The organism is Kitasatospora sp. NPDC056184 (genome assembly GCF_042268405.1).
GTDB lineage: Bacteria > Actinomycetota > Actinomycetes > Streptomycetales > Streptomycetaceae > Kitasatospora.
Map to the genome: position 1 here is coordinate 204470 of NZ_JBHJUI010000011.1, position 11900 is coordinate 216369.

The 11900-nt window shown below is 70.3% G+C and carries 17 protein-coding genes and 1 pseudogene; 9 read left to right on the top strand and 9 right to left on the bottom strand.

Annotated elements, in window-relative coordinates; genetic code table 11:
- Positions 1 to 154: 154 nt before the first annotated feature.
- The 3 genes from ACFC0B_RS22920 to ACFC0B_RS22930 are packed head-to-tail and all read right to left on the bottom strand — an operon-like array spanning position 155 to position 1919.
- The gene (locus tag ACFC0B_RS22920) at positions 155 to 544 is read right to left on the bottom strand and encodes a roadblock/LC7 domain-containing protein (RefSeq protein ID WP_376088653.1); all 390 of its coding nucleotides are present in this window, start codon (positions 542 to 544) and stop codon (positions 155 to 157) included.
- Positions 541 to 1563, bottom strand: a complete 1023-nt coding sequence (locus tag ACFC0B_RS22925) for a hypothetical protein (protein ID WP_376088656.1) — start codon at positions 1561 to 1563, stop codon at positions 541 to 543. Before ACFC0B_RS22925 ends, ACFC0B_RS22920 begins: the two co-directional genes overlap by 4 nt.
- Positions 1560 to 1919 (bottom strand): hypothetical protein, encoded by a 360-nt coding sequence (locus ACFC0B_RS22930; protein ID WP_376088659.1) that lies wholly within the window; start codon positions 1917 to 1919, stop codon positions 1560 to 1562. The genes ACFC0B_RS22925 and ACFC0B_RS22930 overlap by 4 nt, the downstream gene beginning before the upstream one ends.
- A gap of 141 nt (positions 1920 to 2060) precedes the next feature.
- Here ACFC0B_RS22930 and ACFC0B_RS22935 point away from each other — a divergent pair, with 141 nt between their 5' ends.
- The gene (locus tag ACFC0B_RS22935) at positions 2061 to 2426 is read left to right on the top strand and encodes a hypothetical protein (protein ID WP_376088662.1); all 366 of its coding nucleotides are present in this window, start codon (positions 2061 to 2063) and stop codon (positions 2424 to 2426) included.
- A gap of 328 nt (positions 2427 to 2754) precedes the next feature.
- Here the strand turns inward: ACFC0B_RS22935 and ACFC0B_RS22940 are convergent, their stop codons facing one another.
- Positions 2755 to 2949: a DUF397 domain-containing protein gene (locus ACFC0B_RS22940; protein WP_376088665.1), complete on the bottom strand. Its 195-nt coding sequence runs from the start codon at positions 2947 to 2949 to the stop codon at positions 2755 to 2757.
- 91 nt (positions 2950 to 3040) lie between these two features.
- On the opposite strand from ACFC0B_RS22940, the gene ACFC0B_RS22945 reads away from it, so the two are divergent.
- Entirely contained in the window at positions 3041 to 3721 is a 681-nt protein-coding gene (locus ACFC0B_RS22945) for a hypothetical protein (protein WP_376088668.1), read from the top strand.
- Positions 3722 to 3786: 65 nt separating this feature from the next.
- Here the strand turns inward: ACFC0B_RS22945 and ACFC0B_RS22950 are convergent, their stop codons facing one another.
- Positions 3787 to 3954 (bottom strand): hypothetical protein, encoded by a 168-nt coding sequence (locus ACFC0B_RS22950; protein WP_376088671.1) that lies wholly within the window; start codon positions 3952 to 3954, stop codon positions 3787 to 3789.
- A 457-nt stretch (positions 3955 to 4411) separates the two neighbouring features.
- Between ACFC0B_RS22950 and ACFC0B_RS22955 the strand changes: the two genes are divergently transcribed.
- A complete protein-coding gene (locus ACFC0B_RS22955; protein WP_376088988.1) occupies positions 4412 to 5683 on the top strand; it encodes a helix-turn-helix domain-containing protein in 1272 nt (423 codons plus the stop codon).
- Between the two features lie 13 nt (positions 5684 to 5696).
- On the opposite strand, the gene ACFC0B_RS22960 is transcribed toward ACFC0B_RS22955, so the two are convergent.
- Both ACFC0B_RS22960 and ACFC0B_RS22965 read right to left on the bottom strand, forming a co-directional pair.
- A complete protein-coding gene (locus ACFC0B_RS22960; RefSeq protein WP_376088674.1) occupies positions 5697 to 5906 on the bottom strand; it encodes a DUF397 domain-containing protein in 210 nt (69 codons plus the stop codon).
- Positions 5893 to 6735 carry a helix-turn-helix domain-containing protein gene (locus ACFC0B_RS22965; protein WP_376088677.1) on the bottom strand — a complete coding sequence of 281 codons (843 nt, stop codon included), beginning with the start codon at positions 6733 to 6735 and terminating at the stop codon, positions 5893 to 5895. The genes ACFC0B_RS22960 and ACFC0B_RS22965 overlap by 14 nt, the downstream gene beginning before the upstream one ends.
- 122 nt (positions 6736 to 6857) lie before the next feature.
- Here ACFC0B_RS22965 and ACFC0B_RS22970 point away from each other — a divergent pair, with 122 nt between their 5' ends.
- From ACFC0B_RS22970 to ACFC0B_RS22980, 3 genes are read left to right on the top strand one after another with little or no spacing between them, the layout of a single operon-like run.
- Positions 6858 to 7112: a hypothetical protein gene (locus tag ACFC0B_RS22970; RefSeq protein ID WP_376088680.1), complete on the top strand. Its 255-nt coding sequence runs from the start codon at positions 6858 to 6860 to the stop codon at positions 7110 to 7112.
- On the top strand, positions 7109 to 7306 hold the full coding sequence (locus ACFC0B_RS22975; protein ID WP_376088683.1) for a hypothetical protein: 198 nt from the start codon (positions 7109 to 7111) through the stop codon (positions 7304 to 7306). The genes ACFC0B_RS22970 and ACFC0B_RS22975 overlap by 4 nt, the downstream gene beginning before the upstream one ends.
- A gap of 20 nt (positions 7307 to 7326) precedes the next feature.
- Positions 7327 to 7815 carry an NUDIX domain-containing protein gene (locus ACFC0B_RS22980; protein WP_376088686.1) on the top strand — a complete coding sequence of 163 codons (489 nt, stop codon included), beginning with the start codon at positions 7327 to 7329 and terminating at the stop codon, positions 7813 to 7815.
- A 306-nt stretch (positions 7816 to 8121) separates the two neighbouring features.
- On the opposite strand, the pseudogene ACFC0B_RS22985 reads toward ACFC0B_RS22980, so the two are convergent.
- A pseudogene (locus ACFC0B_RS22985) lies at positions 8122 to 8566 on the bottom strand (transposase); the annotation flags it as partial.
- Between the two features lie 267 nt (positions 8567 to 8833).
- Between ACFC0B_RS22985 and ACFC0B_RS22990 the strand changes: the two are divergent.
- Both ACFC0B_RS22990 and ACFC0B_RS22995 read left to right on the top strand, forming a co-directional pair.
- Positions 8834 to 9352, top strand: coding sequence for a hypothetical protein (locus ACFC0B_RS22990; protein WP_376088689.1), 519 nt, complete (start codon positions 8834 to 8836; stop codon positions 9350 to 9352).
- A gap of 257 nt (positions 9353 to 9609) precedes the next feature.
- Positions 9610 to 10134: a hypothetical protein gene (locus tag ACFC0B_RS22995; RefSeq protein WP_376088692.1), complete on the top strand. Its 525-nt coding sequence runs from the start codon at positions 9610 to 9612 to the stop codon at positions 10132 to 10134.
- A 133-nt stretch (positions 10135 to 10267) separates the two neighbouring features.
- Here ACFC0B_RS22995 and ACFC0B_RS23000 read toward each other — a convergent pair whose 3' ends face one another.
- Positions 10268 to 11275 (bottom strand): S41 family peptidase, encoded by a 1008-nt coding sequence (locus ACFC0B_RS23000; RefSeq protein WP_376088695.1) that lies wholly within the window; start codon positions 11273 to 11275, stop codon positions 10268 to 10270.
- Between the two features lie 90 nt (positions 11276 to 11365).
- On the opposite strand from ACFC0B_RS23000, the gene ACFC0B_RS23005 reads away from it, so the two are divergent.
- Positions 11366 to 11890, top strand: coding sequence for an ArsR/SmtB family transcription factor (locus tag ACFC0B_RS23005; protein ID WP_376088698.1), 525 nt, complete (start codon positions 11366 to 11368; stop codon positions 11888 to 11890).
- Positions 11891 to 11900: the final 10 nt, after the last annotated feature.

Consider the following 11900-nt stretch of genomic DNA (forward strand, 5'->3'; position numbering starts at 1 on the left):
TGCCACTCCGACGGTCCGTGGTGCGGCAGCCCTGTTCCAACAGCGGAGCTGCCGTAGAGGAGTCCTGGAGTGCAGACCTCCTCCCCGACAGCTCCGCTGCTCTGCCGACCGGCCCTGACACCCTGGCCCCGCGTCCAACCGGACGGCGTTGGGGCTAGATCGCGGGGACCATCCCGAGCAGCTCGCTCAGGCGGCGCACCGTGGCGGGCGACTCGCGGTGCAGGCCGGCGACGTCGAGGCCCTCGTCTCCCAGGATCATCAGCAGCGCCTGCTCCCCGATCGCCAGCACCACGACGTAGCCGCTGTTGCAGCGGGTGACCACGTCGCGCAGGCCGCCCACGCCGACCTCGGCCGCGGTGCGCCGGCCGAGGCCGAGCATGGCGGCCGACAGGGCGGCGGCGGACTCGGGGTGGACGGCGGCCGTGTCGGCGGCCACCAACAGGCCGTCGGTGGTGGAGATGACACTCTCCGAGATGCCCATGACCCGGTCGCGGAGGGACTTCAACTCGTCGACCAGCACGGCGGTCGGTGTCTGGCTGCTCATGGTGCGCTCTTCTCGCTCTGCTCGGTCGTCTCGGTGCGCGCGGTGTGCTCGGCGCGGTGTGTGTTCGGTGGGCCGTCGGAAGCGGCCGCCGCTCCCTCGGGTCGGGCGGGCAGGCCGCCGGGGCCGCCCGGACCACCCGCGCCGCGTCCGCTGCGGACGCGGCGCGGCAGCGGCCCGGTGCCGGCCGGCGGCGGTTCGTTCGTCGGCACGCGCGGGGCCACGCTCGGTGCCAGCGGAGCCGGGTGCTCCGGCTCCCGGTGGAGCAGGTGCCGGGCGTCCATCCGCACGAGGTCGAGGAGCACCGCGAACACACCGCGTCCCAGGGCGAAGCCGAGGTCGCGCGCGGTGCGGCGGCCGGTGGCGGCGGCCAGGATCTCCCGGTAGCGGGCCGGGATCCGCAGCGCGCCGGACTCGGCCCGGGCGGCAGGACGGATCCGGATGCGGGCCAGTTCGCCGGGCGGTCCCCAGAGGCGGGTCAGCAGGGCCGTCCGCCGGGCGGTCTCCTCGAAGAGCCGCTCCGGCTCGATGCCCGGGCGCAGCGCGATCCTGGCGGGCGGCGCCGCCTCGGCCGTCTCCCAACTGCCGGGCGGGCTCAGCACCAGGGCGAAGGCCCCGTCGAAGGCGGCGGCGGCGCAGACGGCTTCGAGCTCGGCGGCGCCGATCGACCCCTGAGCGACCAGGGCCGCGCCGAGGTCGCCGCCCCAGGCCGGGGGAGCGTCGGCCGGTCGGCCGGCGGACGCGGCCGTCTCGGCGGACGCCCATTCCTCCTCGCCGACGCGCCGGGACTTCAGCAGCAGGGTCTCGGCGGTCGGGGCCCCGGGGGTCTCGATCGCGGCGACCAGACCCTGCTCCAGGTGGATCGTGCCGCCCGGTGCGCTGGAGACGGTGACCGAGCCGGTGAACTCCGTCCGGCGCAGCGCGAGCAGCAGCGCGGGCACGTTGCGCGCGGTGGGCGGAGCCGGCGTCGTGGGAGCTGCGGGCACGGCGGACGGTGCCGTGTCGTGGGACGGGTCGGTCATGCCAGCAAGTCCTGCGCGCGGTCGGCGGTCTGGCGGACGGCCAGCGCCAGGTTGGTCCGCTCCCGGTCCAGCACGGTGGCCAGCAGCAGGGGGTCGCCCTTCCGGGACACCACCTGGACGACCTGGTGATGGCGGGTGCTGGTGACCACCAGGCTCTCCAACTCGCCCTCCGCCCCCGCCTCGTACAGCCGCTCGCCGATCAGGTTGGTCAGCTCGGCGAGTTCGGCCCCGGTCCCGAGCAGCCGGTGGTCCCCGGCGGACTGGTAGCCGAGACCCGTGACGGCGTCGACGAGCGCGGCACCGACCACTCCGGGGGAGCCGAGCACATCGGCGAGGGAAGCTTCGAGTGCGCGCACCAGTACCCCTTCACGTTCTGAACCCCGGTAGCGTACTTTATTCCATCATTTTCACGAGGTGACCACAACCGGTGACTTCTTGCTACTTTGTTCCCGCACACGGGGGTTCTGCCCGGAAGTCACGCAAAGGACGAACAGCGCATGAACATTGACGACGCACTCAAGGACGCGATGGCCATCGAGGGGGCCATCGGAGTGGCCGTGGCCGACTACGAGAGCGGTATGTCACTCGGGCTCCTCGGTGGGGGGCCGCAGCTCGACCTGGAGATTGCGGCCGCCGCCAACACCGAGGTCGTTCGTGCGAAGATACGCGCCCTGGCCGCGCTGTCGATCGACGATGTCATCGAGGACGTCCTGATCACCCTCGGCACCCAGTACCACCTGATCCGCCCGCTGACCCGCAGTCACGGCTCGCTCTTCCTCTACCTGGCGCTGGACCGCTCGCGCGCCAACCTCGCGCTCGCCCGGCACAGTCTCAAGCGCATCGAGGCCGCTCTCGACGTCTAGCCGGGGCCGGGCCGGCGGCCCGGATGTCCGCACCCCGTCCGGGGCCCGCGCGGGCCGCGAATCGCGCGTGGAATTCCGGGAGGAGCGAATGCGGGGCGTGACGAACCGGCTACGGGGATCCGTCCGTGGGAATCGGGCCACGAATATCGCGGGTGTGCGCCGACCACGGAAATGCGTGACTTTTCGATGACTGGGCGTCACATTCGCGCCGGCTGTTCCGTCCGGCGGCGGAGCGCCGGAATACCGTGGTCGAACCGCCGGAGCGCCGGTGTTCCGGCGGCGGGACAGTGACGCGACCCCGACCCGCCTCAACTGAACGGCGTCGGGTCTAGAGCAGGTCGAACTCGTCAGCCTTGACGGCGCTGACGAAGGCGCGCCAGGCGTCGACGGGGAAGAGCAGGGCGGGTCCGGCCGGGTTCTTGGAGTCGCGGACGGGGACGACGCCGGGGTGGCCGTCGGCGACTTCGAGGCACGTGCCGCCGTTGCTGCTGTAGGTGCTCCTGCGCCAGTGGGTACCGGGCATCGTCGCGGACTCCTTCCGTGGGCTCCGGATCCACGGTAGGCGGTCGGAAACGCGGGGGACAGGGCGCGTACGGATGGGATACGACTGTCCGGTGAAGTTGCGCACCACGGTCCACCGGGTCCGGCACGGCGGCGAGGAGTACCGGGTGGTGAAGGCGGGCCCCCGGTCGGGGCGCGCCGTGCTGTACGACCACGGCTGGTCGTTGGACATGTACGTGGACCGGACGGCGGCGGAGAGCCTGACGGCGGCGGTGGGGCTGGCCGCGCGGTCGCGGCGGTCGCTGGTGTACCTGCCGCTGAAGGCGGGACGCGAGGGGCCGAAGGGGATCGGCGAGTGGCGGCGGTCGACGGTGGCATTGGACCTGGTGCTGGTGCAGCACACTCTGGGGTTCCCGCCGTCGCGGTGGAAGGCGGTGCGGGGGCGGTTGGGGGTAGGGAGGACGCACACCGCGGAGATCCCGGAGACCGATTTTCGGAGGTATGAGGAACTCGACCACGGGCCGAGCCACTACGCGGGCTGGCGTGACGAGCTGCGGTTCGGATTCGCGGCGGACACGCTGTTCCTGACCGGCAGCGCCCCGGCGTTCCGGACCACCGGCTCGCTGGTGCACTCCCTGGTGACCGACGGCCCGGCCCGCGCCCTGGAGTACCCGGACTCGCACGACTGCGTCACGCTGGAGGACGACGGCCTCAGGGTCGGCCGGCCGCAGCGGAGGAGGATCGGCCCGGGCACGCTGCACATCGCGTACGCCCACGGCTGGAAGGCGGAGTGAGCAGCGCGGCCCCCGACCGGCACGTCCGGTCGGGGGCCGCGGAGGACGGGCGATGGCGCTGCCGTTCAGCGGAACGGCAGCGCCTGGGTGCTGCCGCCTGCCAGCACGCGCCGGTAGGCGTCCTCTTCATCGAGCGGACGGTACGTCATCACGGGGTCGCCGGCGCGCACCAGGGCGGTCGCGCATGCGAGACACCATGGTTTCGGCGGCTGCACATCGAGATCCTCGATCACCGCCGGAGCGGTGCGGCACTCGGCACAATCAGCCATGGCGTCCTCGCGGCTCTCAGGACCAGGTCGAGCCGCACTGGGTGCAGCCCCACCGGCCGTCCATCGTCTGGAACGTGGACGTCGACCCGCACACCGGGCAGGTGCGGGCGCTCGCCTCACGCTCCCTGTCACGAAGAGTATCGGTCGCGGGCTTCGCGGTGGGCTGGGTCCGGGAAACGGGCCTGGCGAGCAGAACCGAGCTCATGGGGATCTCCTCGGGTTGAGGTGATGCAGGGAGTGCGCCGGCCGGGCACCACCAGACAACCCGGCTGCTGGTCCGACCGGGGGATTCCGCGTGCGCTGCGCAAGCCCTGTGCGTGCCACGCATGCGCCATGCGCGCCCTCCCCTGGGGCCTCGGTCGGCCAGTAGCGTGACCGACCGAACCAGCTCACGTAGTTGGAGGTCGCGACGTTGTCGACGTTGGAGCCTCGCCGGCTCGGGACGGTCATCAGGGCCGCTCGTGCGGCGCATCGAATGACTCAGGTGCAGCTGGGCCGGAGATGTGGGTACTCGGCGTCGGCGATCAGCCGTGTCGAGGCCGGCCTGCTACGCCCTGCCGAGCGAACGCTCGCACTCATGGCCGAGGCCCTCGATCTCTTGCCAAGCGCCGTCGGACTGGAACGACCGGATACGCTGGCATCCGATGTGACGCTCGGTCAGGAGGGTGCGATGCTCCGCAGAGAGCTGCTCGCGGCAGGCGTGGCTGCTGCTGGGGTCTCGATGCTTCCGTCACCTGCCGGTGCGGCTCAGCAGGATCCGGCCACGCGGATTCTCGGCGCACTCTACGAGCCGAAGGACACTGAGCCTGTCGCGGGTCGACAACTGGAGGTTCTGCTCCATGAGGCGCGTGACCATTTCACCGCCGCGCGCTACCAGGCTCTCGGCGCAGTGCTTCCGAACTTGCTGGGGGCTACGGAGGCTACCCGGGACTCCCTGATCGGCCGGGCCCGCGAAGAGGCACACGGGTATGTCGCGCGTGCCTGGGTCCTGGCCACCGAGTTGGCGGTCAAGTCCCATGCGGATGTCGCCTGGGCCACCGCCGATCGGGCCCTGGCGGCGGCCCAGGCAAGTGGCGATCCGGTGATCCGCGGTGAGGCGGCGCGCGTCCTGGCGATCACGATGCGGCGTGCCGGTCGGCCGGCCGCTGCGGTGGACCTTCTGCGTCGTAGCGCCGATTCTCTTGCGGGTGACCGAACGGCCGAGTCGCAGGCCGTGGGCGCGACGCTCCTGCTGACGGCCGCCTACACGGCGGCCTGCGGACAGCGTCGTAGTGACGCCCTCGACCTGATGGCTGGCGCGGAGAGCGCGACGGCACGCCTTGCCGCAGGCCGCCGTGCCCCGAAGGGGCGGCTGTTCACTGTGGACGCCACCGAATCGCAGGTTGCCCTCTACTGGATCGGGGTCCACAACGCGCTGGGCACGCCCGACCAGGGCGTTCCACACGCCACTGGCATGGCTCCGCAACAACTGCCGTCTGCCGAGCGGCGTGCGCGGTTCGGTACGGACAGCGCGCGAATGTGGCATCGCCTGGGCGACCACCGTCGGACCTTCGCCGCACTGCGGTTCGTCGAGCACGTGGCGCCGGAGGAACTGCGCCGACCGGCGCTGAGGGCGCTCACCGCTGACCTCCTCTACGCCCCGGCGGTACTTCCCGGAGTCCGCGAGTTCGCCCGGCGGACCGGCGCTGCCTGACGCGAGGCCTGGTTCAGATGATGCCGAACTCGCCGGCCTGGACGGCGGTGACGAAGGATCGCCAGGCGGAGGTGAGGAAGACGAGGGCAGGCCCCTGGGGGTCTTTGGAATCGCGGACGGGGACGATGCCCGGGAAGTCGGCAGTAATTTCCATGCACTCACCGCCCTGGCCGCTGTACGTGCTCTTGCGCCACCGAGCGCTGGCGAGGTCAAGGTGCTGCATGGCTCTCAAAGTCCTTCCGTACTGCTCTGATCAGCTCCAGTGAGCCGGCTCGGGACAGGGATTCGACCTGCAGTCGATCGTAGTCCCTGGCCCAGGCTGACAGTATCTGGGCGTCACGCTCCAGGAAGCCTGTTTTGTGGCTCTCCGTGTAACCCAGCATCTTGCCGTTCGTCATGGTCAGCAGGTTCACCGGATGAACGAAGGGTCTGTCCTCCCCAAGATGGAGCGGGGCCACCTGGAGGGTCACGTTGGGTTGTTGAGCCAGCTCCTCCAGAAACTGAAGCTGCCTGATCATGACAGCTCGGCCACCGATCGGTCGTCGTAGGTTCCACTCGTCAAGCACAGCCTGGATGAAAGGGGGAGGTGTCCGCTTCAGTGTGGCTTGGCGGTTCAACAGGAACTTCACGCGTGCCTCTGCTTGCTGCGAAGTAGCTGCACCGCGCCGGACCGAGGCCAACTCGTATGCCGCGGCATACTCCTGCGTCTGTAGCAGACCGGTGATCAGGCCCAGGTGGAACAGGCGGATGGTTACCGCTTTGGCTTCTTGTGCGACGTACTCCGGGAGCCCTTCCTTGAGGACAACATGCTCAAGTTGGTCGAGCATCAGCTCGATGGTGCCCCCGGTGTCGAGCGCGCGGTCGACTTCCTGTGCCAGGCGTCGGCTCGGAGGTTCTACCCCTCGTTCAATTCGCGAGATGTAGGACGCCGAGAACCTGGTGATCTCGCCGAGCTGCGGCTGTGTGAGACCTCTCGCCTTGCGTGACCTGCGAATTTGAACTCCGATGGGGGCAAACGGGGATGATGCCGGATCGAGTTTGCGCTCGTTCATGGTGGCTCCAACTGAACCCAGGACAGATTCGCCATTTCCTCGGCTTCCAATCGTAGCCGCGATCACCTCACCATGGACACGGGTCGTAGCGACCCCAACGCACAGCGCAACCAGGAGCCCCCATGCCCAGTCGCCCCCGCATGCCCGTCCACACCCCCGTCGTCGGCGAGGTCGTCCGCGACCTCGGACACCGGGACTTCGCCGGAAACCCCGTCGAAGGCGTCTACATGGACACCCTCGCCGGGCTCGCCTACCTCCGCCACGAGCGCGGCGGCTGCGAGTGGACCACCAAGCCCGAGCACGTCCAGGCCCTCGACTCCCCGCGCTTCCTCACCGTCCAGCACCCCAGCCGGCCCCGCACCGCCGACGTGGCGTGAACCGCCCCCTCAAGCTGGTCGCCACCGCCCTCGGCGTCCCCGCCCTCAGCGCCCTCGCCGCCGCACTCGTCTGCTGGCCGATCCACGACGGGCCCCTCGCCCCCCAACTCCTCATCTTCGGGCTGATCCTCGCCACCGGCATCTCCGCAGGCCTCCCCGCCTGCTTCACCTGGATCACCACCGACAAGAACTGACCTACCCCCAGGAGTACCCCGTGCTGCACCACCTCGCCTCCGCCCTCACCCACCCGCCCCGCCGCCGACTCGGCCACCAGGCCCTCATCCTCAACCGCGACGGCGCCGTCCTCCTCACCGCCACCGCCTACCGATCCGGCCTCATGCTCCCCGGCGGCAGCGCCGAAGCCAACGAACTCCCCCACCTCGCCGCCCGCCGACACACCGAGACCGACACCGGCCTCGTCCTCCCCCTGCGCCACATCCTCGCCACCGACTACATCACCGCCAAGGACCTCCCCGAAGGCCTCGACTTCGTCTACTGGGGCGGCCGCCTCACCGCCGCCCAGGAATCGATCGTCGCCCGCCACCGCCCGCCGTACACCACCATCGCCACCCACTGGCTCCACACCGCCCAACTCCCCGACGCCATGCCCCCCGAGCAGCACCACCGCATCACCCACGCCCTCAACGCCCTCGCCCGGGGCGCCCACCTCCCCCTCCTCCTCCGAGGCACCCCCGTCGACTGATGCTCCAGCTGCGCTTCTCCATTCCTGCTGGTCATTGCTCTGGGGGTGGGGAATGTAGTGCTGTCGGGGAGGGGTGGAGGATGGTCCTTGCCGGGCCGCCCCAGCATCGGGTGGCCGCGCCGCATGTACTGCCAGTGGCGGGCGCGCTTGGTGTCGCCGGCGCCACCGTGACCAGCTCAGTGCGCGGCTGTGGCAGGGATCTCGGTGAGGGCCAGTTGCCAGCAGACGACGGATCTCGGCCGGTGTGAGGCCCAACGAGCTCGGGCGTGCCCCATTCGATTCCTCCTTTTCGCGTTCCTGGCCGGCTGTCACGGCCAGGAACGCGTGGGCGAGCATGGTCAAGGTGATGTGTCGGTACCAGCCCACGTATCGGCGGACCTCGTACTGGTCGAGGCCGTACTCGTTCTTCGCGCGCTGGAAGCGCTCCCCGATCTTCCAGTGGCAGCCGGCGACGCAGACGAGGTCGACGGTCTTGAGTAGGTAGAGGTTGCGGTCGACCAGCGTGGCCGCGACGAGTGGCATAGGTGGCGAAGACGCCGATCTGGTAGTTCCCGGTGCGTTCGGCGGTGCCGGAGTACTGGCGCTGGATACCGGCGGAGGTGGTGCCCTTCTTGATGAAGCCGGTGTCGTCCACGATCAGCACGCCGTCGTCGGTGTCGAGGTGTTTGGCGACGTAGGCCTGCAGGTCGTCGCGGATTTCGTCCGCGTCCCAGCAACTGCGGGAGAGTAGCCGTTGAAGGTCGTCGGGGGTGGCATGGGCCCCGGTCCTCAGAAACAAGTCAGCAAGTTACTGATCCCACAGATTCGTTGGCGCATCCTTGACCACCTCCTCGGCGTCCTGTCGAGGATGACCACTCGCAGGCGCCGCAGCCGCCCGCCGGTGGGACGGTCCGACAAAGACCGTCCCACACCCGCCCCGTGCCACTACAATCTCCACTCCCACGCCGTTGACCAGCAGCAATGAAGGAGCGAGGCTTCTCCGTTCGAGTAGTGCTGAGCAGGACGACAGGGAGATTTCGTGATGGATGCCCGACGAATGCGGATTGCGACTCGCTTGGCGATAGCGGTCTCCGTTCTCGGCCTGGGGGTTGTGGTGTCGATTGTGGTCGCGTCCGGGCCACTTCTGGGTGATGGGGGTGACCAGTGCTCGGGCCAGGATGCTCGCCTGGCCGCGCTCGACCAGCTGGATGCTTTCACCGTGAAGCCGAGTGGATCGCAAGAGGTCAAGGAGTCGGCTGATTCGGCCGACTGTGTTGGCGACGATTCCGCGGGTTCCTGGTTGTACAGCAGTCGCGTGTATACGTACGGCGGAAATCGCGAGGACTTGATCGGCTTCTACAAGAGAGAGCTCTCCGGGCTGGGCTGGAAAAGAGAAGGGCCGGAGTCCGGGCCGTCGGACGTGCGGACATGTTTCACAAGGAAGTCCGAAATGGGCTGGGAGAAACTTACGATAACGTTCAGGCAGGGAGCGGAGGCCGACGGGACCTTCCGGACCTCCGCCGAGGCTGCCGTGGACGGTTCGAAGATCGGGTGCTGAACGGCCCCGAACCCGCCCAGCCGCCGGGGAGGCTGACGGCCGTCAGGGGCGTCAGCGCAGGGTCGGCAGGGCGGGGCACTCGCGTAGATCGCGATGTGCGGCCGGTGCACGAACCGCAGCACGGTGCCGGGCGGCAGCCTGGTTAACGGGTCGCGCCCGAGCAGGTGCCCTGGTTGACTGCGAGGAGCTCTGCCGCCGGCCTCCGAGTGCGGGCCGGCCGCCTGGAGTCTCCATGAAACGACGGTTTGGAGTCCGAAGTGAAGATCTCCAAGGCCAGAGCCAGCGATCTCATTGCCCGTCTGCTGGCCGAGCGTCAGGGCGGGGGGCCTGAGCTGGCCGTCCTCGGGGTGACGAGGACGCCTGTCGGATGGGTGGTGGGCTGGAACTCGGCCAGGTTCAAGCGGAACCCTCTGGTTGAAAGTTCTTTAGTAGGGGGCGGCCCGTACCTCGTCGACGGGGATGACGGAAGTATCTACCTGATCCCCGGGGAGACCTTCCGGATCAATGACTGGCAGGCCATGTTCCTCGCGCAGTACAAGGGGGTTCCGCTGCCGGACGTTCTGCTCGAGACCACAAGCTTGCAGTTCCAGAAGGGTGGCCGTATCCCCGCGATGCGCCATCTTCGTCGCAACGCACCCATGCTAGGCCTCTCGCAGGCGGATCAATACGTGCAGGCGATCCAGCGAGGGGTGCGCCCGCCGGAGGAGCTGATACGGCTGACGCGCGTGCCCGAGAAGTGCCCTCCGCTCCCGATTCGGAGGATCGCGGGGCCGGCCGTGTGAGTTCCGGCGCGCCCGGGGCCCGGAACCGGGCGGTTCCGGGCCCCGGGGACGTCCTGTGCGTCGGTTGCAGTTGGTCAGTCGCAGACGGGTGCGCCGACGTGTCGGGTCCGGGGCGTGCTGTCCGACAGGCGCCTCAGAGCCGGGCGTCCGCGCCCGTCGGGCCGGCCTGCGCCGTGCCGTGCAGGGCTCGGCGGGCCTCCTCGGCGGAGGCGGACGGGGTGTCGCCGGCGCGGCGGGCGACCTCGGCGAGGGCCGCGCGGTGGGCTGTCTCGTGGGCGCGGGCCGGGTCCGTCTCGGTGTCCGGGATGACGCCGGTGCCCTCCCAGTTGCCGCCCGACACCGGATTGATCGAGCGGGCGGTCGGGATGGTGGCCTCCAGGTGCGGGTGCAGGGTGAAGCCGCGGCGCGGGTTGGCGCCGCCGCCGGACGGCTCGCCGATCACCACGGCGCGGCCGTGCTGCTGGAGGTCGTAGGCGAGCGCCTCGCCGCCGGAGAAGGTGGCCTTGCTGATCAGCACGTAGAGCGGCTTGCTGCCGCCGAACCGCGGGCCGGGCGCCATCGCGGGGCTCCAGAACTGCTGCTCGGCGTCCGTCTCGCGGTCGTAGAGGGAGCTGAGGTGCGTCGGCTCGTCGAAGAGGTGGCCGCAGATGTGGGCGGTCGTGTACGGGTGGCCGCCGACGCACTCGCGCAGGTCCAGGATCAGCGCCTCGGCGCGCGCGACCAGGGTGAGCGCGGCGTTCAGGGCGTCGCCGGTCATGTCGAGCGGGAAGAGGATCGGCGCGAGCTTCAACAGGGCGACGCCGCCCTCCAGGCGCTCGATCCGGGGCACGCCGCCGAGTGAGAGGTCGGCGGCCCGCGTCAGCTCGGCGAGGACGGCGCCGTCCTCCTGCTCCGTCGGGATCGCGGCCGGGTGGAACTTCAGCCGCAGGTGGCGGTCGCCGTTGACGGACTGGAGGTCCTCGGTGACCAGCCGGCCGAGGGCCTCGGCGTCCTCGGCCCGCGCGTAGCGGCCCTCGGCGAGTGCCTCGTCGAGGCGTGCGGCGATCCGTGCGCCGATCTCGGGGAAGACGTAGAGCTCGGCCGCGAGCCGGCCGGCCTCGGCGACGATCCCGGTGATCTCGGCCGACTGGAGCTGTGTCATGTGCCGTCCCCGCTGCTGGTGATCGATCAGGTAGGAGGCCAGTGGAGCATGCGGCTTGCGAAAGCGTCAAGAAAATTGGACGCTTTACGGGTGGACGACAGGACCCAGGACCAGGCCCAGGCCGAAGAGCTCACCGTCGAGAGCCCGCAGCAGTTCAAGGCGCTCTCCCACCCGCTGCGCCAGCGGCTGCTGCTGGCGCTCGGCGGGCGGCCCGCCACCGTCGGCGAGCTCGCGGCGGCGCTGGACAGCCGCAAGAGCACGGTGGCCCACCACCTCAAGGTGCTGCAGGACGCCGGCGTGGTCGGCATCGTGGAGACCCGGAAGGTGCGGGGCGGCAGCGAGCACCTCTACCGGCGCACCGCCCGGCGGATCACCGTGGCCGGGCGCGACGCCGGCCCGACCACCGCCCTGCTCGGGGCGGTGGCCGAGGCGTGCGTCAAGGCTCCGCAGGACCCCCTGCTGGTGCTGCGGCACCTCCGGCTGACCGCCGACCAGGCCGCCCGCCTTGGCGCCGCCCTCCAGGCCCTGGTGGACGAGGCCGTCGAGGCCCCGGAGGGCGAGCCGGTGCACGGGGTGCTGGTGGCGCTCTACGAACAGGCGGCCGGACAGGGCTGAGCACCGGGGC